General features: G+C 43.9%; 18 protein-coding genes. 7 read left to right on the top strand and 11 right to left on the bottom strand.

The window, feature by feature from the left end:
- Positions 1-47 precede the first annotated feature (47 nt).
- From AC1RM2_RS00275 to AC1RM2_RS00250, 6 genes are all read left to right on the top strand, one after another.
- Positions 48-701, top strand: coding sequence for a hypothetical protein (locus AC1RM2_RS00275; RefSeq protein ID WP_492982234.1), 654 nt, complete (start codon positions 48-50; stop codon positions 699-701).
- Between the two features lie 52 nt (positions 702-753).
- Entirely contained in the window at positions 754-2,346 is a 1,593-nt protein-coding gene (locus AC1RM2_RS00270) for a hypothetical protein (protein WP_492982232.1), read from the top strand.
- 16 nt (positions 2,347-2,362) lie between these two features.
- Positions 2,363-4,444 carry a ferritin-like domain-containing protein gene (locus AC1RM2_RS00265; protein WP_492982230.1) on the top strand — a complete coding sequence of 694 codons (2,082 nt, stop codon included), beginning with the start codon at positions 2,363-2,365 and terminating at the stop codon, positions 4,442-4,444.
- A 12-nt stretch (positions 4,445-4,456) separates the two neighbouring features.
- Complete coding sequence (gene bufB, locus AC1RM2_RS00260) at positions 4,457-5,377, top strand: MNIO family bufferin maturase (protein ID WP_492982228.1); 921 nt, start codon at positions 4,457-4,459, stop codon at positions 5,375-5,377.
- Positions 5,370-6,230, top strand: a complete 861-nt coding sequence (locus tag AC1RM2_RS00255) for an HvfC/BufC family peptide modification chaperone (protein WP_492982226.1) — start codon at positions 5,370-5,372, stop codon at positions 6,228-6,230. The genes bufB and AC1RM2_RS00255 overlap by 8 nt, the downstream gene beginning before the upstream one ends.
- Before the next feature lie 579 nt (positions 6,231-6,809).
- A complete protein-coding gene (locus AC1RM2_RS00250; RefSeq protein ID WP_492982224.1) occupies positions 6,810-9,107 on the top strand; it encodes a GH92 family glycosyl hydrolase in 2,298 nt (765 codons plus the stop codon).
- 215 nt (positions 9,108-9,322) lie between these two features.
- Here the strand turns inward: AC1RM2_RS00250 and AC1RM2_RS00245 are convergent, their stop codons facing one another.
- From AC1RM2_RS00245 to AC1RM2_RS00205, 9 genes are all read right to left on the bottom strand, one after another.
- Entirely contained in the window at positions 9,323-10,423 is a 1,101-nt protein-coding gene (locus AC1RM2_RS00245; protein ID WP_492982222.1) for a hypothetical protein, read from the bottom strand.
- A gap of 417 nt (positions 10,424-10,840) precedes the next feature.
- Positions 10,841-11,860, bottom strand: a complete 1,020-nt coding sequence (locus AC1RM2_RS00240; RefSeq protein WP_492982220.1) for an RICIN domain-containing protein — start codon at positions 11,858-11,860, stop codon at positions 10,841-10,843.
- Between the two features lies 1 nt (position 11,861).
- Positions 11,862-13,307 carry a hypothetical protein gene (locus AC1RM2_RS00235; RefSeq protein ID WP_492982218.1) on the bottom strand — a complete coding sequence of 482 codons (1,446 nt, stop codon included), beginning with the start codon at positions 13,305-13,307 and terminating at the stop codon, positions 11,862-11,864.
- A 10-nt stretch (positions 13,308-13,317) separates the two neighbouring features.
- On the bottom strand, positions 13,318-14,424 hold the full coding sequence (locus AC1RM2_RS00230) for a hypothetical protein (RefSeq protein ID WP_492982216.1): 1,107 nt from the start codon (positions 14,422-14,424) through the stop codon (positions 13,318-13,320).
- 21 nt (positions 14,425-14,445) lie between these two features.
- Entirely contained in the window at positions 14,446-15,381 is a 936-nt protein-coding gene (locus tag AC1RM2_RS00225) for an HTTM domain-containing protein (RefSeq protein WP_492982214.1), read from the bottom strand.
- Positions 15,378-15,968, bottom strand: a complete 591-nt coding sequence (locus AC1RM2_RS00220; RefSeq protein ID WP_492982212.1) for a hypothetical protein — start codon at positions 15,966-15,968, stop codon at positions 15,378-15,380. Before AC1RM2_RS00220 ends, AC1RM2_RS00225 begins: the two co-directional genes overlap by 4 nt.
- Positions 15,969-15,994: 26 nt before the next feature.
- Positions 15,995-16,420, bottom strand: coding sequence for a hypothetical protein (locus AC1RM2_RS00215; RefSeq protein WP_492982210.1), 426 nt, complete (start codon positions 16,418-16,420; stop codon positions 15,995-15,997).
- 98 nt (positions 16,421-16,518) lie between these two features.
- Positions 16,519-17,049, bottom strand: a complete 531-nt coding sequence (locus tag AC1RM2_RS00210; protein WP_492982208.1) for a hypothetical protein — start codon at positions 17,047-17,049, stop codon at positions 16,519-16,521.
- Between the two features lie 330 nt (positions 17,050-17,379).
- Positions 17,380-18,666, bottom strand: a complete 1,287-nt coding sequence (locus AC1RM2_RS00205; RefSeq protein WP_492982206.1) for an OmpA family protein — start codon at positions 18,664-18,666, stop codon at positions 17,380-17,382.
- Between the two features lie 155 nt (positions 18,667-18,821).
- Here AC1RM2_RS00205 and AC1RM2_RS00200 point away from each other — a divergent pair, with 155 nt between their 5' ends.
- Positions 18,822-19,703: an Rpn family recombination-promoting nuclease/putative transposase gene (locus tag AC1RM2_RS00200; protein ID WP_492982204.1), complete on the top strand. Its 882-nt coding sequence runs from the start codon at positions 18,822-18,824 to the stop codon at positions 19,701-19,703.
- Positions 19,704-19,718: 15 nt separating this feature from the next.
- Here AC1RM2_RS00200 and AC1RM2_RS00195 read toward each other — a convergent pair whose 3' ends face one another.
- Together AC1RM2_RS00195 and AC1RM2_RS00190 are read right to left on the bottom strand one after the other, a co-directional pair.
- Positions 19,719-20,459, bottom strand: a complete 741-nt coding sequence (locus tag AC1RM2_RS00195; protein WP_477367015.1) for a LytR/AlgR family response regulator transcription factor — start codon at positions 20,457-20,459, stop codon at positions 19,719-19,721.
- 3 nt (positions 20,460-20,462) lie between these two features.
- Positions 20,463-23,522 carry a histidine kinase gene (locus tag AC1RM2_RS00190; RefSeq protein WP_492982201.1) on the bottom strand — a complete coding sequence of 1,020 codons (3,060 nt, stop codon included), beginning with the start codon at positions 23,520-23,522 and terminating at the stop codon, positions 20,463-20,465.
- Positions 23,523-23,684: the final 162 nt, after the last annotated feature.

Here is a 23,684-nt window from a genome sequence, read left to right as displayed (position 1 = left end):
AAGCCTTAAAAGAGTAGGTGCAAAAAACTAACCAAACAAAAATTATTATGGATCCCATTATTCATTTAAACCAAGCCGAGCAACAACACATGCTTTTTATGTTTGTGCCGGTAAAAGCCAAAAAAAAGCATCTTATTAACGAAGCCCTAACATCGGTTAAGCAATCATTTATCCAGGCAGATGAAGATATGCGCGCTTTAACCGGTGTGCACTTTTTTATGTTTTACCATTTAGATGCCGGCGGATCGGCAAATTTACCCATCAAAAGTTTTGAAGCGCCGGAGAAGCAAGGCTTATTGGTGGTGCAGGCAATTTACGATGCCGATTTTGTACCCTATATCAGCTCATTTGTTGATAATCCTAAGGTGGCCTTTTTTCTCGATATTTTATTAGATTATATTGATGAAGATGGCATATTTGACCTTGATGACCCTACCTCGGCGGTATCTATTAAAGCGAATGGTGGGGTGGCGTTAAATAAGGCGGCATTTATTTGCCTATTGATGCGCTATAATTTTTCGGACCCAACTATACCTGCTGCTGCAAAATCAACAAAAGAAGAAAAATTCATATTGGGTTATACGTTCCCTGGTTTAACTGTTGGCAATATACTGGCAAATTATCCACATGCACGTGAATTATGGCCAACAAAACCAGTAGCCATTCAGTTTGAAGATTCTGTACCACCAGAGCAATGCTAAAATAATTTGCCCCACTGTAATAAGTGGGGCGTTATAACTAAACTGAATTACCATGACCCCGAATTTAACCGATATTAATGCCGCTGCCCAGCCTATACCTAAACTTAGCGATATACAAGGTTTAATACTGCGTGGCTATAATTTACCTTTTGTACGCTATATTATTTTTACTATAAACAATGTAGATGGGGCGCGCCGGTTTTGTAAAGATATATTGCCCGGGAGTAGTGCATCAATGCACGTAACTACAGCTTTGCCATGGCACAACGGCATAAAGCCCGATTATTGCCTAAACGTAGGTTTTACAGCCAGCGGCCTGGAAAAAATGATAACTAAAACGAACTTCAATAAAGTGAGTGCCTGGAGTTTGGATTTTTTTAGTTCGTTTAAAGCAGGTGCCATTAAAACTGCCGAGAGACTTGGCGACATCGGCGAAAGCGCACCCGACCAATGGTGGAAAGATGATGGCTGGATCCCCGAAGATACCGACCCAGCCCCGGATGGTTCGGATTTGCATATACAGGTAACCCTTTTTGCGCATGATACCCAAAGCCTTGATACTTATTACAACGCCTTGCTGGGCATGGTGCCCGAAGATGCAGATGGCAAGGCTTTGAATGCTGTTTTTTTAAAAGATTCAGAACCGTTATCCCAGGGCGATGATTATATCCATTTTGGGTATAAAGACAGTTTTTCGCAGCCGCGGCTAACAGATGTGCCCTGGAATACTACACAGGGAAGATTGCGTGCTGGCAAAAGCACTGTTGACGACAGGCCGGTAGTGCCAATAAACCAATTTGTGATAGGCATTACCAAGGTTTCTGTTGATCCTCAACCATTAAGGTATAATCCTCATCCCCTGTTAGAAAATGGCAGTTTTGCGGCTTTTAGGTTATTATACCAGGATGTAGCCGCTTTTAATAAATATATAAACTCTGCTAAAGATGGTACACCTCCTGATCTGGTAGCTGCAAAAATGTGCGGCAGATGGTTTGACGGTACACCGCTGGTTGTGTCGCCGGATAAGCCAAACCCTAATTTGAAAGATTTCGATTATACCAATTTTAATTATATCACCCCCACAGCCAATCAACGGGGTGAACCGAAACCGAAAAACGACGACTTGGGGCAACTATGTCCTTATGCAGCCCATATTAGGCGGGCAAATCCGCGGGATGATGAAAAAGTGAAAGGCAATAGTGGGCTGGCGGCAGACGCGAGAACGCGCAGGATTATGCGTAGGGCCGGCCCGTATGGCCCCGATTACAGAGACGATGAAGTAGCCAAAAAAGACGGTGGGGTTGAAATAAAAAGGGGATTGGTCGGCTTGTTTATATGCGCCAATTTAACCCAGCAGTTTATATTTATTATGGATTCGTGGATTAATCATGGCGGTTTCAGGTCTGCTGATAAAAGCCCTAACGGCAGTGGTGTCGATCCTTTATTCGGCCCGTCTAAGAATGATTATGCGCCTAATAACGAATTTGATTACCTTCCCGATGGCCCAACCGATCAGCCCTATAAACGCATGCCCGGCCTTGAACGCTTTATACGTACCGATGGTAGCTTGTTTTTGTTTTTGCCCGGAATAAAAGCGCTTGAAGATATATCAAATGGTATAATACCAACTACACCACAATCATAACCTAAAAAACTTAACCATGAAAAGTACCTTGCTATTTACGCATGACGACCGGCTGAAAAATCGCCCGGTTTCATTTAAAGAAGTTGATGAACAGGCCTTGCACGCTATTGTACAGGCTGCCGTGAACGTCGAGTTGTTTACAATTCCATTGTATATGACCTCGTTATACTCTCTGCAGGGGATGCATGAGATGAACAGCAAGGGCAATAATTTTTACCTTGGCCGAACCTGGCCGGGTATGGCGGCAACGGCCAAACCTGCAACGGCCAATGAAAAAGCATTTAATGCTGTTTTTAGTGTTTTTGTGGCCGAAATGCTGCACCTGCAAATTGTGTCAAACCTGGCCAAGGTGGTTGGGTACGATCCTAAGTTTACCTGCGAGCCCTTACAAGACGAGGAGACCTACGCCTGGAAATGCTATGGCGATGATAAAACCGTGCTGCCGCATATTCTTGATTTTAAAGATTGCGTTGCTCCATTTGACAAAGTAAAAGTTAAAACCGGGGCAATGAATAAAGAACAGGTGCGCTTATTTTTGGCCATTGAGCAAACCGAAACTGATGCCGAAAAATTGATTGATCCTGATAAAATTGCTAAATACAGTGAGAAAGCACCTTTTGATAACTGGAAGCCTGGTGCCGATTTACCTTTATTTGGATCGATAGGGAACATGTACCTGCAATTGTGGAATTACCTGTCCATAACCTATACCGATGGGGCAACCCTTTGGGATATTGTTTTTGAAAAAGGAAAGGGCGGAGGTGATGTAGCCGTACAAAAGGAAATTTTTAATCCGGAGAGACTCGACCCTAAAACAGAACCAGATCCGAAAGATCCGGGCGACGATGAATACCCCGGCATTGCTACCAGTATCCAGAATACCGAATCGGAAGCTGCCTTATTGGATGCCATGAACATGATTAACGGCATTACCGACCAGGGTGAAGGCGGCGGCGTAATTAAACAAATCCTGGACAGGATGAATAAAAGCAAGGGTGCTCATGAGCATGTTAACCTAAGCGCCGTGCAAGACCAGTTTAGGCCAAGTTGCCCGGTTTTGAAGAATAAATATCCCTCCTATACTGCTACCGGTGCCGATGCGCCATCGGCCAAAGCCGATGCCCGCGACACATTTGGCAAAATGGACCATTATGAAACTTTTGCTTTTGTTATGAATTTGCTGATGGAGGGACAGATTGAAACCTGGGACCAATGGCATGCGAAAGGTAATTCATGGTCGGCCGAATCATTGCAAACGGCAGCTTATGATCCTTCACACAATCCGCAGCTGCCTGCATCAGGCGATATTGCCGGTGCTTTAAACAGGTTAAAGTTGAATGATGCCGATGAAAAGAACTTTGAACTGTTTAGCCGCGCCTCTACAGGCGCCATAGCCGGTGTAACCAAAGTACTTAACGATTATTTTAAAAATCCTAAAACACAGTTCCCTTACCCATCAATGGGAGGCTCGGGCGATAGGATGTCAATCTGCTGGGCTGTTTTTGGTAAGGCGCCGGATATCAGCCTTGGCGTAACATCGCCTGACGATAAACCAATAGACCGTACCCAGCACCTTTACCATGCCTGCCAGGGAATGAGCCTGGATGATGTGTTGAAGGATAACCCGGAAACCTGTGCAACAACGGCAATTTACCATACCTGCAAAGGATCAAACGATTGTAAAACCGAAGGTGGTTGCGGCTTCGTTCAGAAAACTACGGGCGGCGGGCTGTGCGGTGGCAAGGCTACTGCATTTTATAAAACACAACCCGGATGGCCTGCAGCAAACGCTTTGCCTTTTAGTCCGCCGGCAGATAATGCCTGTAAAGCTTTGGGTGGCTGCGCTGTTCCTATTTCGGCATCACAAATGTACCCTGCCTTAAAAGATGGGGAAGAGTACCGGATGCAACTATATGATTTTGGCAGCAAACCCGATTTTAAACCACAATCATTCGGTATCCTTGATTACGAAAAAGGTGAACTGGTTTATGACGTGGCCTGGAAAGCTTATCGGGCAGTTTTAGAGAAGAGGGGATTACCCGTACCTGAAAAACCAAAACCAAGTGATTTGCGTTTAGCCTTCCCGCCATCAACTTAAACAAAATTGTTTATGAATAATAACACTTTACCACGCCTGGGCCTGCCAAATTTGGGCCTTGGCGTGGGTTTAAGAAACAAGCATTTTAATTACCTGCTGCATAACCCGGCGCAGGTAGACTGGTTCGAGATCATCAGCGAAAACTTTATGGATGATTTTGGCTTTGCCCGCCATGTGCTGATGCATGTGCGCAAACAGGTACCTGTGGTAATGCACGGGGTATCATTATCTGTTGGCAGTACCGACCCTGTTAACTTTAAATATCTTGAAAAGCTGAAGGCATTAGCTGAAGCTATCGAGCCGGAATGGATATCAGACCATTTATGCTGGACAGGAGTTGCCTACACTAACACGCACGATTTGCTGCCAATGCCCATGACCCAGGAAAGCCTGACCCATGTTTGCGAACGCGTAATGCGTATCCAGGATTATTTAAAACGACCACTCATATTAGAAAATCCATCTACTTATTTGCAATTTAAAGCATCAACCATATCTGAGTGGGGCTTTTTATCGTCATTAGCTACTACAACAGGTTGCGGGTTATTGCTTGATGTTAATAATGTATTTGTATCGGCAACAAATCACGGTTTTAACGCGCCAAATTATATCAATAACCTGCCACATGAGCATATTGTACAAATGCACATTGCAGGCCCTACCGATTGCGGCGATTTGCTGATAGATACGCATGACCAGCCTGTGCCATCGCAGGTTTGGGAGCTATACGCGCAAGCACAAAGGCTCACTGGTGGTGTAAGTACCCTGTTGGAATGGGATGCCAAAATACCCGATTATCCTGATCTGCTGATTGAACTTTACAAAGCCCGCGAAGCTTTAAAAGGAAATATTCCCGTTCAGGGTGTTAATAAATCTGAACATCAGCCTGTATCAAACCCGGTTGAATTTCAATTGCTGGCAGCAAATGGCTAAAGATCAAAAATTGGCATTACTGCAAAACTGGCTCAAAACCGTAGTGATAACGCCGGGCCACTTGCCTCAAAAACTGGGGCAGGCATGGCATCTGCACGGCCTTGATGAAGCCGATGTGGTGGTTGCCGATGAGGGTACAGCATCGGTTTATACCCGCCTGAACGTTTATTGCTCGGGATATTTATTGCGCTTGCTGGAATGCATGTATGCCGATTATGCCACCAGCCGGAAATTTATGGGCGATGAGGTATTTGATAGTTTTGCCAAAGCTTACCTGTTATATCATCCATCCACCTCGTTTACTTTGTATGATCTGGGTGCCGCATTCCCCGGATTTTTGGCCAAAACAAAGCCTCCCGTTACTCCGGGCGAAGGGCCGGATGTAAGTGATTTTATGAGCCTGCCCATATCATTTGCCAAACTGGAACGGGCCCGGCAGGAAGCCATACGTGCGCCGGGAACAGAAGGTGCCGCCGAACATGATCAGGAAATTAGTATCCAGGACATTCTGTTTGGTGTTGTTAAAATAACTACTCCCGGCTGTCTGCGATTGCTGGAACTGGATTTTCCTATGATCTCTTTTTTTACCTCGGTTTACCGGGATGAGGATTATGAACTGCCATCCCCCCAAAAAACATTCACCGCAGTAAGCCGTAAAAATTTCAGGGTTACGATGACCGATGTTACCGAAGTGCAATATACCCTGCTTTCGTTATGCCAGGCAGGGGATAACCTGTACGATGCCATAACCGCGACGGCATCATTTAATAAAATACCCCCGTCCCAACTATTGGCTGATGTATTCCTTTGGATGCCTCTGTTCCATAAAAATGGTTTGCTTAACTGGGCCTGATAGGGGCCTTAAACCCAAGTGAACCCTGTTATTACGATGTAGCAATTGGTTAAGTGATAGGGAAGACCTAAATGCGTGTGTTTAAAATTAATCAATAATAGTTCACACAAATTAAAGCGAACAACGACCATTAAACGCTGTGCAAAACAACATAGAAACTGTTTCTATTTGTTGGTAAACAGTACAAATTTACCCGCTTCCTTTTATATTTCAAAATCACCATTTATTGATACATAAATAGGTACAAATAAGGCAATTAATTGAAATTTTTTCGCAATAAATAAGCAGTTTATTGACACAAAAAGTACATTTATTGACACAAAAATAAAATGAAGATTTTTGCGAAAAAGATCAGAAAGACAGCCTGAAAAATAAAGTGTCGTTCGTTTAAAACGGCAGGCTGAGCCGTCGCCCTGTTCCCGGTCCGGAGGGATGAAGTAAGCCCGACCGATAACTTAAAAAAAATGCTTTCCCGTACAGGCCGTCATGGAACCGACGATATACTTATATAAAAAAATATGTAGATACATTTAAATTTGCTTTTGTGAGGTATATTCGCGGTATCAACCTTATTGATTAATGAAAAAACTTTTAAGTATTGGCTTCGTTTGTTTATGTCCCATTGTGTTTGCCCAAAAAAAACCTTCTCCGGGCAATTTGGTACAGTATGTTAACCCTTTTATAGGTACCGGCGCTGTTGACAAAAACAGTTTATCGGGCAGTAATTTTCCCGGCTCAACTGTCCCTTTCGGTTTTGTACAGCTGAGCCCCGATACCCGCGAAGCACCGGACGATCCTGCATCCGGTTATGATTATAATGATAAAACCATCATCGGCTTTAGCCATACCCACCTGAGCGGTACCGGTGTAGCCGATTTGTTTGATGTGCTGATGATGCCAACCACCGGCGCAATTAACCTGGTGCCCGGCAGCGCAGATAAGCCCGGTAGCGGCTATAGTTCCGCCTTCTCGCATAAAGAAGAAACAGCCCGGCCCGGCTACTACCAGGTAATGCTGAAGGACTATAACATCAATGCCGAACTTACCTCAACATCGCACGTAGGTTTGCATCGCTATACTTTTCCTAAAAGTGATGAATCGCATGTGATTATTGATATGGACCACTCGCTGGATAAAAAGCGGGGTTACTGGTCATGTAAAATTGTGAGCGCGCAGATACGTGTAATAGACGACCACACCGTTGAAGGTTACCGTGTTTTAAGCGGCTGGGCCAAATTGCGAAAAATTTATTTCCATGCCGAATTTTCAAAACCATTCACCAGTAGTGTACTGGCCAGCGGCGGCCACCGGTATCCCGATCTGTCAATCATCAACGGCACAAACCTTAAAGCAGCTTTAAACTTTAGTACTAAGGATAAAGAACAAATATTGATAAAAGTAGGCCTGTCGCCGGTAAGTACCGAAAATGCCCGAATGAATATAAAAGCCGAGCTGCCGGGCTGGGATTTTGATAATACCAGCACGCAAAGCAGCCTGCAATGGGAACATGAACTGGCCAAAATTAAAGTAGAAGGTACCCTGGAGCAAAAACAGATTTTTTATACCGGCATGTACCATGCCTTTACCCAGCCCAATAATATGGCCGATGTAAACGGCGATTACCAGGCTACAGATTTAACCATTGCCAACGCGCCGGATAAAACGCATTATTCAACCTTCTCGTTATGGGATACTTACAGGGCGGCACACCCTTTGTATACGCTGATTCAACCGGAAAAAACTGCCGGCTTTATCAACAGCATGATGCGCCAGTACGATACTTATGGCTACCTGCCTATATGGCAATTATGGGGCGATGAAAATTATTGTATGATAGGCAATCATGCCATTCCTGTTATTGTTGACGCGGCTTTGAAAGATATTAAAGGTTTTAACCAGGAGAAGGCTTACGAAGCGGTTAAAGGTTCATCCATAACAGATCATCCCGGCTCGCCTTTTACTACCTGGGAAAAATACCAGTATATCCCTGAAGATATTGAATCGCAGTCGGTTTCGGTAACGCTGGAGATGGCTTATGATGACTGGTGCGTGGCACAATTAGCCAAAAAGCTGGATAAAACCGAAGATTATGACCGCTTCATGAAACGATCGGAATACTACCGGAACCTGTACAATACCAAAACAGGCTTTTTTCAGGCCAAAAAGAAGGATGGCAACTGGCAGGAACCATTTGATGCGCTGGCTTATGGCGGCAATGGCGGCAGCCCGTATACCGAGGGTAATGCCTGGCAGTACTTTTGGTACGTGCCGCAAAACGTATCCGGCTTAATTGATTTAGTAGGAGGGAATACTGCTTTCAACCAAAAGCTCGACCTGTTTTTCTCTACAAAAGATAAACCAGGCGAGGTAAATGGCAATGCATCGGGTTTCATTGGCCAGTATGCACATGGCAACGAGCCAAGCCACCACGTAGCTTACCTGTATGATTATGCCGGCCAGCCATGGAAAACGCAGATGTACGTTGCTAAAGTTTTGAATGAATTGTACAATAACTCATCATCAGGTTATTCGGGTAACGAAGATTGCGGGCAAATGTCATCATGGTATATATTTAGCGCCATGGGATTTTACCCGGTTAACCCGGCCAACGGGGTGTATGCTATCGGTTCGCCCATATTAAAAAACGCGCAGATTAACCTGGGAGATGGCACAGTATTCACGGTTGACGTAAAAAACGCGGGCAGGCAAAATGCGTATATCCAATCGGTAAAACTAAACGGTAAAAGCTATACCAAAACTTATATTACCCAAAATGATATCACCGGCGGCGGCAAACTTGAATTTGTAATGGGATCTAAACCCAACAAAAACTGGGGCATTAAACCTACCGATGCTCCTTTGGCGTGGGGGTATTAAATTCAAAATTCAAAAGTAAAAATTCAAAAAAGGACCTTTCAAATCGTTAAAACCAAAAGCCAAGGCAGGAAGCATAAAATACATTTTGAATAAACCCTTTTGTATTTTACCCCTAAAGCTTCCCGCCCTCGGCTCTTGGTTTGTGATTAGTTTTGAAAAACCTTTCGGTTTTCGCCTTTTACCTTTCGCCTTTCACCCTTCACCTTTCGCCTTCTCTACTCCATATTGGCCAGCTTTACGGCGAATTTGCCGTCGAGGGTGCCTGTTGTGCCGTAACCTTCCAGTTTGGCGTGTACGGTGCCTTTGAAAGCTCCGTTGGTAAAGCTCAGGATGTTGATGTTGCCACCCGCGCAGTGGATTCCTTTTTCGTCGGGGTTTTGCTTTGGGTCATTGGCGCAGCCAAAGGCTTGCTTATTATCCATAAATATCACGTAGGCCGTGTTTTCCTTTGCCCGTTTTAAGCCATACTGCCCCGGCGCCTTTCCTTTAAAGGTTAAGGTGATCATGATTTGTTTTACACCAGCGTAGCGTGCATTTTTGGTTACGGTAAAATGCCCGGTAAATTGCATGGTGGTGATATTGCTTTGCCGGGCGTAAATGGCTTTAGCATTGCTCATGACCACATCCATATTTAAACCCTTTGAAGCTGTAGCAGCCCGTGCCTGTTGCGTTACTTGTGCAAGCTGCGCTTGCAACGCTGCCAATTTTGCCTGTTGAGCGGCACTGGCGTTGGCTCTGGCTGGCAATTTCATAGTCGCCAATTGGTCCATCTGGCTATCATTTGGTTTGATGATGTATTTTTCCTGCATAATGCCTGCTGTTGGGGCGTCAAAATAAAACACGATGGGGTTATCTTCAATATAAATGGTTTGCAGCAATACTATCTTGGCCAAACCGGGCCTGTTGGGGATGAGTTCTACGCTAATGGTGGCGCACCGCCCGGCCGGGATGGTTGATGGGGCCTTGTAGGTAGCAAAATCGTCGTTTACATTAAGGCTGCCTGCACCTTGCTCCATTATTTTCCAGTTTTTTATTTTATAGGGCTCGCTTGCCGGGTTGCTGGTATCGTAACGGTAATCCTGGCCGTAATTGGCATCGCCGGGGTTCATCGTGGCCGGGTCGCCAGGGAAAATCTGTAGCTCAATATTTATCTGTATCTGTTCACTGGTTTCCACAATTTCCTTATCCGGTTTTAGTGTGAAAGCCACCGCCCTGCGGGCAATAGCCTGGTCAAGCTGTTGCGGGGTATAGTGCTGTGCTTCTGCCGCCTGCATAACGCAAACAAACACGAATACCATGAATATTATCTTCCTCATTTTTTTAGGTTTATTTTATAATGACACTTATGTTGGTGGTGACTATTTTACCAGGGAAATCGGTTTTAAATTTTATGATTAATTACGTTGAGCTATTTCTGTCAGAGCAATTGTTTATATGATCGCGTTTACAGGTTTTTCGCGCCAAGACGCAAAGGCGCTAAGAAAAAACAAGCAAATCGCTTTGTATCTTAGCGTCTTTGCGCGAAATAAATCTTATCAATTTCAAAAGCGATTGCCTTATTATTTCGCCCGTTATTTCTTTGCTGTTGCGGTTCTGTTGCGTTTTTAATTTTATAATAATTGTTAATCAATTGATTTGTAAATAGTTAAGATTTTTAACTGTTTCACCTGTTGCGCAACACTACAGCAAATGGGAACCCGGTCTTAACTCTTGATTCTTGATTCTTCCCCCCTCTATCTTCCTTCCAGTACCCAGCGTGCACTTTCGGCATCATCCCATATATTGGTGCTTTGCAGGGCGCCGCTCTCCATATTCAGGTAGGTGTTGTTGCCCACATTTTTAAACCTCACCCTGTCCGATCCGGGTACCGGTTCAATGTACCACATGGTGCCGGCGTATTGGGTATTGCTGTTCAACTCCACACTGCCGGGTTTGCCGCTGCTGATGTAAGCGTTAAGCCCTTTGCCTTTAAGCAGGTAATAATTCGCACCGTTTACAGGGATAATTTCCCACTGCAACATATGGTTAGATTCGGTGTTATTGGTGGTGATAAAGCCTGCCCGGTTATCAAGGTATACACCTTTCCAGCTATTGCGGATGTCATAATAACTTCCTCGGTTATAACCATCGCGATAAGCCGGCCCATACCCCGGTGGTGGCGGTGGCGTGCCATAATTAGCGGAGTTTAAAACGTTACCAACCGGCGAAACCGCATTCATGAGGTAGGTGGCCGTAACCTTAGGCTTATCGTTTAGCGGCACAATCACAATGGCCGTGGTGCTGATGGTTTCGCCGGCCTTTATCCAGTAGCCGATATCAACAAAGCGTTTGTTCTTTACGCTTTTATTGGGGTCTTTCGGGTCTTTATCATCCACCCGCGCCAGTATGGTACAAGGATTGGCCGATAGTATGGCCTCCTTACTGGTGAGCCGGGCGCCTGTGGCATTTAACACATTAAACTGCACGATGTAGGGCGCAATTTCATTGAGAAAATTAAAGCCGGTACGGTATAAAATGATCTTGGATTCGGGCGAGGTGTTGGTGACAAAAAACTTTACCGAAAAGCGGCTGAAATCGCCTTTGTCGCTCACTTTTTTTACTTCCTCGCTGTTAATATGGTAGCCCATAGTTAAACCGTTGAGTGTAAGTGGGGCGGTATCTGTAACATCAAATACCTGTGATTGCTGCTGGGCCAAAAGGGGGGCTGCAAAGGCAATGGCTGCCAAAAGGCAGATGAATAATTTTGTTTTCATATCACTTGATTTTAGGGTTATCTAATAATTGCGGGATGTTTTTAAGGTCGACGTTGGCCAGTACCTTTTGAATAAGATCATTGCCGCCTTCAATCATCACCATCACATTAAAAACCGTAAGCTTATTAACGGTGGGGGCGTAAACCGGGGTAATGCTTTTAATGGTGTTGGCTAAGCCCGAGTTTGCCACATTGAATTTGCCATAGTAAATATAAACCTTATTGGGTTTCCATGCCCCATCTTCGTTTTTGTGCGCGGGTACATAAATATCAAACGATGAGCCCGGTATGGTATGGCGTATAACCGGGCGGTAATCGTCGCCGGTTACGCCGCGACCGGCTTCACCTGCAGATAGCGTATTGATTATTGTTTTGATTTTCACACCACCTTCCATTTCTATCTGCTTAATATCAGGCATGCTGGTGCTTGCCTTTTGCATACCTTCTATCATGATTTTTTGCTGCTGCAGGGCGGTGATTTTTCCAGCCTTTAAAAGCCTCGATGTTGAATCAGACAACGTAGCCATTCGCTTACTGAACGACTGTGTATTAAGCGGCCCGCTATTGAAATCAGGCAGGTTAAAAAACGAAAGGCCATAGGTATCCTGGGTAAATGGCCGGCTGGCAGCATTTACAGATACCAATGCCCGCCTTTCGTTATTTGGATTGCAGGGATCTATGGTAGATATAGGGCCTGTAACATCAATAGTTGCGCCGGTTTCGCGATATATCAAATCGCCGGGCGCTCTTTGGCCGGCAGCACCTTCTCTGAAACTGATGGCAGGTACCAGGTTGTTGAATGCTTTTTGGATGGTGTTAAAAACTTTCCAAAGCAAAGCATTTTCACAGCCTGATGGTGTGCGGCCAACTTCTTCGTCGTAAAATTTGGCGTAAATGGTAGGGTCGCAATTACAGCCGGGCATTTTATCTGTTTGTTCATATTTAGGTTCACGAAACAGCTGCAATGTGCCCGATATAAAGCCATGAACGGAATTAACTGTACCAGGCGACGCTCCCGGTTCGTCGTATACTGCATTGCCTGCAAACGTTAAATAAATTTCGCCTGCGTTAAAAACGTTATAGTGCACACGCATGGGACGGTGGTCGTTATCCGGATGGATATAAAAAACCGTTTTAGTTTTACCAAGAATATTAAACTGGTCACCCTCGTATTTATCCCGGTAAACTACATTGGTATCGGCGCGGTCATCCAAAATAATGATGCCGATATCTGATGATCCGTTAACCATCAGGTGCCTGGCGCCGGTGGCCGGGTTTACAAACCAATAGGTATTATAGTTTTTGTATTTAACCAGCGGCATTGCTATTGATTTTTTTATTGATGGCCCGCCGTTTAATGGGCTAAACTCGTAGTTGAATGTGCCGGTTTGTGCCATACTTTTTATCGCGCAGCAAAACAACATGATAATGATTAGGTGCTTTTTCATGATACCGGGCTTAAAGATCGTGATGGCACAGGTATAACATGCCGGTGATAACATTAACAGCGGTAAAATAAACCACGTCTTTGCCGTTAATTGTCACTTTAACCGGGAAGTCGGCATTTTCAAACCTGGTATTGTCGCTAAAGCAAAGGCAATGATCACCCGGCCAGCAAAAAGCATCATCGTTGGCACCGATAAATAACTGTTTAAGGTCTATCGGGAAAGGAGTAGCCGCAACAATCTGGTTATTTCTCATCAAGGTTCTGTTGCCTTTACTCGATAGGAAAAATACAGCACCACTGTTACGAATCCAGCCACCACCGCCATAATCTGCTAAAACTATTTTGGTGCCGTCAATCCGGTAGGCTGTGCTACCTGTAGCAGTTGTACTTATCGCGGCGCACATTTTACCATTCGGACTTATTAACGGCGCTGCCATTACTAAACCAGGGAGGGGGGTAGTTTGACCTGTAGAAGTGGTCATCACATAACTAACTCCTTTTCCATAACTCATCCCGGCGGCAGCCACTACAGACGAATCTGCGTTATGGCCTATTGCTGCCGACATAAAACGGGCAAATGACTTCCCTTTGAATGTAAATTCCTGGTCTATTTTACCCGGCTGCCTCCCGCTTTGTATATGCGGCCCTTTTTTCAAAATAGCGTTAGTGGCGTCAAGGGTGCTAAAATCCGTACTTTGAAAATCTTTTTCACTGCCGTTATAAGCATCGTTAAAAGATATGTTTTGCGGTGGCTTTTGCCCGGTATTTTGCAGTTTTCCGTTTTGATAATCATATACCGCCATAACATCGGCAATCTGGCCCGTAAATTGGCCATTTACAACTTTAAACGATAGAAAATGCAGCTCAAAATTGCCCCCGCCTTCGCCTTGCATTGCAGTGTTAATTTCGGCTTTAGTGTATACTTTAATCAGGATGCCAAACCTGGCCGGGTCGGTAAATTTTCCGTCGGACGGCGAACCGGCTGCATTTGAGTTATCAGGTGGGGGGGATGTGGTATTTACGATATCGTTCACTTTACTTTTAAGTTTTTTTAAAAATTGGGCATGCAGCACCTGTGTGGCCGATAGCAGGATAAGGGTGTAAACTAATTTTCTCATTTTATTTAGGGTTAATGATTTTTAAGCTTCAATAAGTTGTGGCCGCCCATCAGCAACCGTGATTTTTCTCTTTTCGGGTGCAACAAAAGGCATGTAATAAGCCGTGATATTTAAGATGACCATCACCGATGAAAAAAAGTAAAGGCCCATAAAGAAAGCGATGGATACATGAAAAATAATGACGCCGCCCAGCCACCATTTGCGCAAAACAGGGATATTGATAAGCGGGTACATCATTTCCAATATGATAGTAAACCAGCCAGCCAACAGGGGTACAGGTGTATTGTATAAAAAATCAAAACTGACCCATTCTGTGGCATTATAGCCATGCACCATTCGCCATATAGCTTCGCCATTACGCCAGTTGTAGCCCAGCAGCTTCTCGAAACCTGAAAAAAAATAGATAAGGCAAACATGCGTTTGAAATAATTTAAGGCAACGCGCGGTTCTGTCTGTTGATACAGGTTGCTTGTTAAACCATAAACTATCCAACGACACCAGGCTGCCAACCGGGAAAACGCGGCAATAAAACAACGCTATCGAGGTAAAAAGATCAACCCCGTAGCTGTAATACTCCATGGAGTTGGTTATCAGCAGTTGCAAAGCAAGCGACAGGATGGCGGCAGGACGGGTAAAAAGGCCTGTTAAAAGCATCAACAAGGCTACGGGATAAATTATCCTCACAACCCACAACAACCCCTCGTAACTTAACGGCACGATGCCTTGCAGGTTTTTATATAAACTGTAAATGGATGGAATTAAAAAGTCGCGGGTGCCTGCTGCTATATCCGGCGGAATAAACGCGTGAGATGAAAATATGCTGTCAAAGTCGGCCTGTAGCGCCATAAAATGGAGGAAGGATATTAACGCTATGCCGCAACGCAGCGAAACCATCCAAAGGCTATTTGATGGCTCATGGGTACCTTGTTTAAATAAGCTTTTAACAAAGTTTTTCATTTGGTAAGCTTTAGTTCTTTTATTTTGATGAGGTAATAGTTGTGATCTCCGGCGGCATATTGGCCAAGGGTAGGGAAGCCTATCAGGTTATAACTAACAAAAAAGGTGTCCTGGCGGCAAGTGTTCTGGTTATATATTTTAACGGCTATGCTTTTAAAAAGCAAGTCCATGTATTTATCTTCTAATTTTTTATAGGGGGCGTTTTGATCTTCTAACAGATTATTGGTAACGTGCGAGGAGAGTACCGAAAAGCGCATTTGCGCCTCAAAACCCTTAAATTGCGCCTGTATTTTTTGGCCGCCACACTCGCCAATAATCAATCCGCTGGCTTTGATGTTAGGCGCAAAATACCCGTAAGGCGATCCCGCTGCAGTTAGTTTGCCATAGTACCTGAATGGGGTATTAAAAAAGATGTGGTTATAAAAGTAGTTTACAGGTGTGCTTTTTTTTACTTTATAAAAACGGCAATACTTATCGTAAGCAAAAAATACCGAGGTTATAATGATAAAACCTATGTGGAATTTGCTCCAAACTGTAAATAATGCCGCCCTGGTATTCATGCTTATTAAAACTATGGTTGGCAGCATTTGCCGCCAACCTTCAGTGCTGATTGTTAATTTTTGTAATTTTCAAGAATGCCACTGATTGTTGCTACCGACGATACATTATCGGTTGAATTATAAATGCCGCGTTGCGTTACTTCAATGTCTTCGCCAACAGGTTTGTTTACCATTGATTGGGTAAAAATGCCTGCGCCCACTGTTTTATCGGCAACGTTGTAACCGGTAAGTTTGGGGTACTTGGCATCAGTTACTTTTTTGTAGCTTACTGTGGTTTCCTGGGTGAAGTTTTTAATGCCATACTCTTTTGCCAATACAGCCTGAAGGCTTTTTTTGTGCGCATCGCTCATAGGCACAACTTCTTTAGTAACATACAAATTGGCGCCCAGCTTGGTAAAGCCCAGCCTTTGCGCGTTTTTAAAGAATGAAAACGACGCGATACAAGTAATGCCCAGCATTACGGTGATTAATTTTTTCATTGTTTTATTTGTTTTGGTTTAAATTCTCTACTCGTAAGGCTTTTCGATTACGCCCCGTTTTTGCCGGTATCTGGCCTCCGGTTTATCTATGAATGGGGTTAATTTTGGGTAAAAGTAGCGGCCGAAATTGTTGTGCTTACCTCTGTTATTTGAGTGTTGTGAGGGTCGGTATTATCATAATACTGGCCTTTTAAATCAACTGATGGCGACTTGCAGGCGAAACTGCTGCCCGAGCCCGAAAGCACAAGCGTGCCGCCCGCCAATGAAGTATATATACCCACATTTTGGGTGTTTTTAAGACTGGTTTCAGACACAAGCAGCGCAACCTGGTTGGCGGCCGGCGTATTGTCGTTCCCGCCAACAATGGTATAAGTGCCGGCATCTGAATTTCCTTTTTTGAAAACGAAGTTTACCAATACCCTGGTTGAGTTATCATCGGCAACTGCCGAATCGGTAAGCACATCAAGCGTGGCAGATGATGACGCATACAGCTTTTTTGAAGTATAAGCTTTTCCTCTGAAGGTAAACTTGGTTGCCACCTTTACTGTTGGTGTTGCGCTATTGTTTTTTGAGCAGGATGCAGTGGCCAGGGCCGCAAGAAAGGTTAAGAATAAAAGTTGCTTTTTCATAGGATGTTTTTTTTAAGGTGTTATATATTTATTTAATTGTTTTTTAGGTAGATGATTTAAGTGTGCGTCGGCTTTGAACGCCGGCTAAGACTCACCCCGGCTACGCTGCGCTGGCCGACCCTCTCTCCGGCTGAAGCCGCAAAGAGGGTGAAGCTCAAATTTGTTTTTATTGCCCCTCTATCCGACTGCGTCGCATAGGGGGGCAGACGCCCCGATATTTTATCGGGTTCGTCGGGGTGAGTCGACTCGCCGATATGCGATATCGCGTATAACTCTTCACTACTGTTTCGATTTTTCGCTTTTGTTCGGCTTCTCATTTTCAATAGATGTTTACATCTTTACAAACTCAACCCGGCGGTTATTGGCCTTGCCTTCAATGGTTACATTATCGCTGATGGGCTTGGTATCGCCATATCCTTTGGTGGTTAATCGTGCGGCATCAATTCCCATAGTTACCAGTTGGTTTTTTACGGCAGTGGCCCTTTGCTGCGATAATGTGAGATTGTGCGCAGGAGTACCGCTGTTATCGGTATGGCCATCCACCTCAAACTTTATCCCGGGGTTATCTTTCAATACAGATACGATCATGTTGAGTGTACCCATACTTTCGGGCCTGATGGTGGCTTGGTCGATATCGAAGTTGATGCCGTGGGTCACAATTTTGGCATCAGTGAATTTTTTGCCCAGCATATTCATACCGCCGCCGCTGGCAATTCTGAAATTGGCTAAAATGATAGGGTGTGCCGCATCGCCAATGCCTTCAATATCTATGGCATGCGGAGTAATACCAATATTAGGTACAACCAATATGCGGTACTGATCAACATAAACCTTCAACTGGTTTTTTTTGAAAGCGATAGCCACGTGATGCCATTTATTTAAATAGTTATCGCTAAGGAGGGCTGCAGGATATGCCGAGGACAGGTCTATGTGACTAATCTCGGAACTGAAGGCAACGCTTGTCCAACCACCCGGGGCGGTATTAATATTACCTAAATCGTTGTGCGCCGCTATGGCATCGACATTGCTGCCATAAAAATATATATGCGGACCGGCGCCGCCTGTCGAATAGCTATCGTACTCTATCGTAAATGTGTCGCCCAGGTACGATGGTGATTTTATAAGCGGGCTTACATGCACAAAATTACCCTCGGTTAGCAGGAACGATTTTACATCACCTGTTTGGTTTATGGTTGCCTGTCCTGCACCAAGATTCCAGTGCGAAGGAAATTCGCCGTTTTGGTCGTCGGTAAAATGATCTTCAAAAATTATTTTATCGCCGGGTACAAAATCGTAATTGTTAAAAGCGCTAAAGTTTGGTGTAGTTTGCGCCGGGCCGGTATTGCCGTTGGTATTTAAGGCAGCTGTTGCATTGGTGGTTACCTTGGTGGCGCCATTTGTTTTGCTACTATTTGCCGATGCAGGATGGCCATTGCCGGTTAATATGGTATCGGCGGTATTAACTGCTTTATCAGTAGCATTATCAAGATGCTGATCAACCTTGGCGTTGGCTTTACTTTTAAGCTTATCTTTTGCCCGGTTAAGGATATTGCCAAACTGGGCCTGCGAAGTGGCGCAGGCAAATAGTATTAGTAGGAGGAGTAATATCTTTTTCATTTCGATGTTTTTTGGTAACACGAAAGTGACAAACACGCGGATTTCTTTTTAGCGTTTTTAGTAAGTGGTTATTTTAGGCAATAAGTGGTAGGAGGACAGATGTGCAGATTTTAGATTATAGATGTGCAGATGAATGAAATCTTTTATATTTGGATATGCCCGAACATCATTTACCTGTTACCGGAAAGTACATAGACCCATTGGTTGATTTTGCTTTTAAGAAAATTTTTGGCAGCGAGCCTAATAAAGATTTGCTTATGGCCTTTTTGAACGAGGTTTTTAGAGGCCGAAAGGTTATTGTTGACCTTGTATATAATAAAAATGAACATCCGGGCGATTTAAAAGATGAAGGTGCCGCGATATTTGATCTGCTTTGCACGGGTACCGATGGGGAGCAATTTTTGATTGAAGTGCAACGCGGCAGGCAGGGCTATTTTAAAGAAAGGGCTTTGTTTTACACAAGCCGCTTGATTAGTGACCAGGCACCTAAAGGTAAACGAAATGTTTGGGGCTATAATTTAGCCGAAGTTTACCTGGTTGCTTTGTTGGAAGATTTTACTTTAGAAGTAAACTATGAACCTGAATATCTGCATGATATTTGCCTTTGTAATCGGGATACAGGTAAAATATTTTACGATAAGCTGGGTTATACTTATATAGAATTGAGTAAATTTGTTAAAAGAGAGAATGAGTTAAATACAGATCTGGACAAATGGCTGTATGTTTTAAAAAACATGAGCCGGATGGACAAAATTCCTGTTTACCTGCGAAAACCGATATTTGAGAAACTATTTAATATTGCAGAATACACTAATTTTACAAAGGAGGAAAAAGCCATGTACGATAGCAGCTTAAAATACAAGTGGGATAATAAGAATGTGTTGGATTATGCGGTAAATGAAGCTCGTGAAGAGGAGCGTACTAAAGCGCTTGAAGAAAAAAAGGCCATTGCCCGCGAAATGAAAAAAGATGGTTTGCCAATTTCTCAAATTGCGAAATTTACGAAGCTTTCCATTGAAGAAATAGAAAAGCTTTAGTTATTTACGCTCGCTTCAAATCGATGCCAGTTGCTCCAAAAAAGCCGTTTTTCTTCTGCGGCTTACTTCAATTTCGGTATTGTCGCTCATGATAACTGTGCCACCATCACCTTTAATGTACTTCTTGATGTGGTTTAAGTTGATAAGATAAGAGTGATGGATGCGAAAAAAATAATGCGCCTGCAAAATATCGTCAAACTCTTTAAGATTTTTGGTTGAGGTGATGGTGGTATCGCAAAGGTGAACCATGGTGTAAACATTGTCGGCCTCACAATAAATGATATCGCTGATGTTTACAAATTCAATAGTATTTACCGATGCTATGGCTATTTTTCCAAAATTGGTTTTTGGCTGCTGTAACTGATTGAGCAGGTGGGGTACCTGTAGCGCCGCCTGTTTGGGCTGTTCCTGGAGGCGCTCAATGGCTTTGGTTAAATCGTCAAGATCGATGGGCTTTAGTAAAAAGTCAAGTGCCGATAGTTTGATGGCATTTAATGCATAATGGTTATGTGCCGATACAAAAATGATCTTGAAATCAACTTTGCCCAGTTCTTTAAGCATATCAAAAGCGTTTTTGCCGGGCATCTCCACATCCAGGAAAACCACATCGGGTTTGTACATGTCAATGCGCTTTATCCCTTCATCGGCGCCCGAAGCAGTAGCCACCACTTTGATGTGCTGAAAATTCTGGCTGATGAGTTGAAGCAAAATGTTGCGCCCTCTTGGTTCGTCGTCAATAACTATGGCTTTCAGCATAAATCAAAATTGTAAAGGTATGGTAATGGTTATTTTGGTTCCGGAGGCTTCGCCGGTTGGCTTCTCCAGGTCGTCTATCTTAATGGCGGCATCGTTTTGCAACAAATAAAGCCGTTCTTCGGTAATTTTCATACCCATGGATTGTTTTTTGGTACCGTTTATGGTCTTAAACCCGGCAGACCGCTGCCGCCCGATGCCGTTGTCTTCAATTTCGCAAAACAAGCTACCCATTTTTTGTTCAAAGCTGATGGTTAGTTTTTTATCACCTTTTTTATGTATCAGCCCATGCCAAAGCGCGTTTTCGGCAAATGGTTGTATGATCATGGTTGGGATACGGATAAATGAAGGATGGATGTTGTTACCTATCCTGATATCAAACTCAAAATCGTCGTTAAAGCGCAATTTTTCTAATGATAGGTATAGCCGTAAAGTTTCTATTTCATCCTCAAGCGTGATAAACTGTTTTTCAGAATTTTCCAGGATCATCCTTACCAGTTTAGAAAAGCTGGAGAGGTATGTATATGCCGCTTTGGTATGCTTACTTACAATGCATTCCTGTATGGAGTTAAGCGCGTTGAAAATAAAATGCGGGTTCATCTGCGCGCGCAGGGCTTTCATTTCCAAGTCAGAAAGTTGTAACTGCAGGGCAGCTTTTTTTCGCTCCCGTAAACGCACATTGCTGATAATGACGAATAACGATAACCCGGCTACGATCCAAAATATGGTTTCGAACCACCACGTTTTCCAGAAAGGCGGTTTAACTATAAATTCGACCCTTTTTTCGGCGCTGGCTAAGCCATCAGATGTAACTGCTTTAAAACGGAAAGTATACGCGCCAGGAGGAAGGCTGTTGTAGTCGATTTTTCCGGTGTTGCCCACATAGTTCCAATCTTTTTCAACTTTGTCCAGCTTGCCATAATATCGGTTTTGAAGTGGATTGGTGTAATTAACCAGTGCCCAGTTAAACGAAATTTTCTCGCTGTTGGGAGGGATGATGTAGCCTGTTTTTTCTTTACTCAGGATGGTACTGTCATTGGTGCTAACACTGGTTAGCAGTAAGTTTTTTGTTGTTGGCTTGTGAAGCAGATCGGCAGGAGTGTAGCTGGTGATATAGTTTTCGGCGGCGTAAATCATGCTGCCGTTTGGCAATGTGCGCAGCGTGCCATTCATGTCGTTATTAATCAACCCGTCTTCCTCGGTGTACTGGTTAAAGCTATAGTTGGCAAGGTTGAAAACCACCAGCCCGTTTCTTGTGGCAATCCAAAGGTTATTAGCATGGTCGGGCGCATAGTCGTAAACATATTTGTTCATGCCGGGCGGCAGCGGCCATCCCTGCGAGGTGTTATTTTTTGTATTGATAGCTACTATGGTTGAATTATCCACTACCCAAAGTCTACCGGCCTGGTAATAAATATTCAGCGCCCTGCTATAGGGGGTAATGTTTTTATCAATAAACCTGTCGAACTTTTTTGTTGATACCGAGTATTTGACTATTCCGTAATCCATATCGGTAAGCCAGATATTGCCCTGGCTATCGGCAACAGCACCTGCTATATTGACGCCTTTGGGTAAACCGCCGCCGTCGGGTAATTTAACCACCAGCGCGTTAAATTTATTGGTTTGGGCATCATATTCCCATACGCCCCTGCGCCATGGGAAACACCATATTTTACCCTTGTTTACAAAAATTCCGTTAATGAAATTGTAGGGGTATTTGCCGGTTTGGTTTACCTTGTAACACACTGTAGTAAACTTACCTGTAAGCTTATTCATTTTGAAAATACCGTACGAAGTTGAAAACCATAGCTCATCCCTGCCATAGGGTGTAATGCCCATAACGGCCAGTTCGTTTTTGGCATAGGCTGTGTCGGCTTGTTTAATGGTGGCCGTGTAGTTTTTTTTGATGTTAAACGCGCTATCAAACAAGGTAAGTTCGAGGTTATGATCGCCGCCCAGCCATAGCTGGTTATCCTGGTAAAATAATGTAGGAGCCTGGCTGGTTATATTAGGTTGCAATGTAATAAAATGATGCCTGAACAATTGGCGGGTAGGGTCGAGAATGTAAACGCCCCTTGCTGTGGATATCCAAAGCAGGTTATCGCGCGAAACATAAAAACAATGAGGGTCAAGCGCGGCTGCCTCGCTAATAGGTTTCAGATCGTGGTGCTCAAATTTATCAAACGGCTCGGCAAAGGAGGTTAAGTTGTCAGTTAACCACATGGTATAATGGTTGTTAATCGTTTTTTGCTCGGCAATGCTTGCAATATGATGAGGTGTTCCGGGCATGGAGCCGTACGATTTTACCGACCGGTTTTCGGGTATTATTTGTTTAATGCCCTTGCTCCAGCAACCGGCCCATATTTTACCTGCATGATCTTCAAAAACGGTATTTATCATTCCGTCATAGTCGGTGTCGTTCTCTGGTCCGTCAAATTGTGTAAACTGGTGCTTGGCCACATCAAACATCCAAACGCCGTTTACCGTTGCCAGCCACAACCGCTTTTTACTGCCAAGGGTTAAGGAGTTGATGGTGTTATCAAAATTTACAAACTCGTGCCTGTTGTCCCTGTTATTGATAAAATGCCTGAATGTTTTTTCACCGATATCAAAGCATAACAGGCCGCCCATGGTTGCAACCCATAATTTATCACCGTCAAGCGCCAGGCTGTTCATGCTATTATCATACTCCGACCTGTACGAATGAATTTTATTGGTTACCGGATCAAGAGATGACAATCCCTCCGAAGTTGCCAGCCATAGAACATGGTTTTTGTCTTCGGTAATGGCGTTAATCTGGTTACTGAATAGTTTGTAGTCGGTAGGGGTATTATTTGTTTGCAGGTTATGAAAAACCGACCCGTCGAAACTGTTGAGGCCATACTGTGTTCCCATCCACATGACGCCCCGGCTATCCTGAAAAAAGCAGTTCACCTTGTTGTCAGATAGTCCGTCTTTTTCACTCAGGTGGTAAAAAAGCAGTTTTGAGTTGTTTACCTGCGCGTTGATATGGCCCGCGCATAGCAAGAAAACCAAAAGCGATAATATGTAATTTTTAACCGGCAAAAGGTGATGTTTAGGGTGTAGTTGACAGAAATTTGGTTTAAAAGTAGCATATTATATTGTTTGCCGTATAAAAAATATTTTTCATTGATCTGGACAACAGTAGGTTAACCAGCTTAAATTATTGTTTACTGGTCATCAATTTATCTGCCAACAAAAAGCCCG

The organism is Mucilaginibacter sp. GW822-FHT03E02 (assembly GCF_058801545.1).
The sequence above is the reverse complement of the archived record's forward strand: the minus strand, read 5'-3'. Positions and strand labels throughout refer to the sequence as shown.

Bases quoted from the DNA above. Each gene is read 5' to 3' on its own strand.
- AC1RM2_RS00200 (WP_492982204.1), top strand. From the start codon at position 18,822: ATGCCCGAACATCATTTACCTGTTACCGGAAAGTACATAGACCCATTG.
- AC1RM2_RS00225 (WP_492982214.1), bottom strand. From the start codon at position 15,381: ATGAAAAACTTTGTTAAAAGCTTATTTAAACAAGGTACCCATGAGCCA.
- bufB (WP_492982228.1), top strand. From the start codon at position 4,457: ATGAATAATAACACTTTACCACGCCTGGGCCTGCCAAATTTGGGCCTT.
- AC1RM2_RS00240 (WP_492982220.1), bottom strand. From the start codon at position 11,860: ATGAAAACAAAATTATTCATCTGCCTTTTGGCAGCCATTGCCTTTGCA.
- AC1RM2_RS00205 (WP_492982206.1), bottom strand. From the start codon at position 18,666: ATGAAAAAGATATTACTCCTCCTACTAATACTATTTGCCTGCGCCACT.
- AC1RM2_RS00235 (WP_492982218.1), bottom strand. From the start codon at position 13,307: ATGAAAAAGCACCTAATCATTATCATGTTGTTTTGCTGCGCGATAAAA.
- AC1RM2_RS00270 (WP_492982232.1), top strand. From the start codon at position 754: ATGACCCCGAATTTAACCGATATTAATGCCGCTGCCCAGCCTATACCT.
- AC1RM2_RS00250 (WP_492982224.1), top strand. From the start codon at position 6,810: ATGAAAAAACTTTTAAGTATTGGCTTCGTTTGTTTATGTCCCATTGTG.
- AC1RM2_RS00195 (WP_477367015.1), bottom strand. From the start codon at position 20,459: ATGCTGAAAGCCATAGTTATTGACGACGAACCAAGAGGGCGCAACATT.
- AC1RM2_RS00275 (WP_492982234.1), top strand. From the start codon at position 48: ATGGATCCCATTATTCATTTAAACCAAGCCGAGCAACAACACATGCTT.
- AC1RM2_RS00265 (WP_492982230.1), top strand. From the start codon at position 2,363: ATGAAAAGTACCTTGCTATTTACGCATGACGACCGGCTGAAAAATCGC.
- AC1RM2_RS00220 (WP_492982212.1), bottom strand. From the start codon at position 15,968: ATGCTGCCAACCATAGTTTTAATAAGCATGAATACCAGGGCGGCATTA.
- AC1RM2_RS00245 (WP_492982222.1), bottom strand. From the start codon at position 10,423: ATGAGGAAGATAATATTCATGGTATTCGTGTTTGTTTGCGTTATGCAG.
- AC1RM2_RS00230 (WP_492982216.1), bottom strand. From the start codon at position 14,424: ATGAGAAAATTAGTTTACACCCTTATCCTGCTATCGGCCACACAGGTG.
- AC1RM2_RS00210 (WP_492982208.1), bottom strand. From the start codon at position 17,049: ATGAAAAAGCAACTTTTATTCTTAACCTTTCTTGCGGCCCTGGCCACT.
- AC1RM2_RS00255 (WP_492982226.1), top strand. From the start codon at position 5,370: ATGGCTAAAGATCAAAAATTGGCATTACTGCAAAACTGGCTCAAAACC.
- AC1RM2_RS00215 (WP_492982210.1), bottom strand. From the start codon at position 16,420: ATGAAAAAATTAATCACCGTAATGCTGGGCATTACTTGTATCGCGTCG.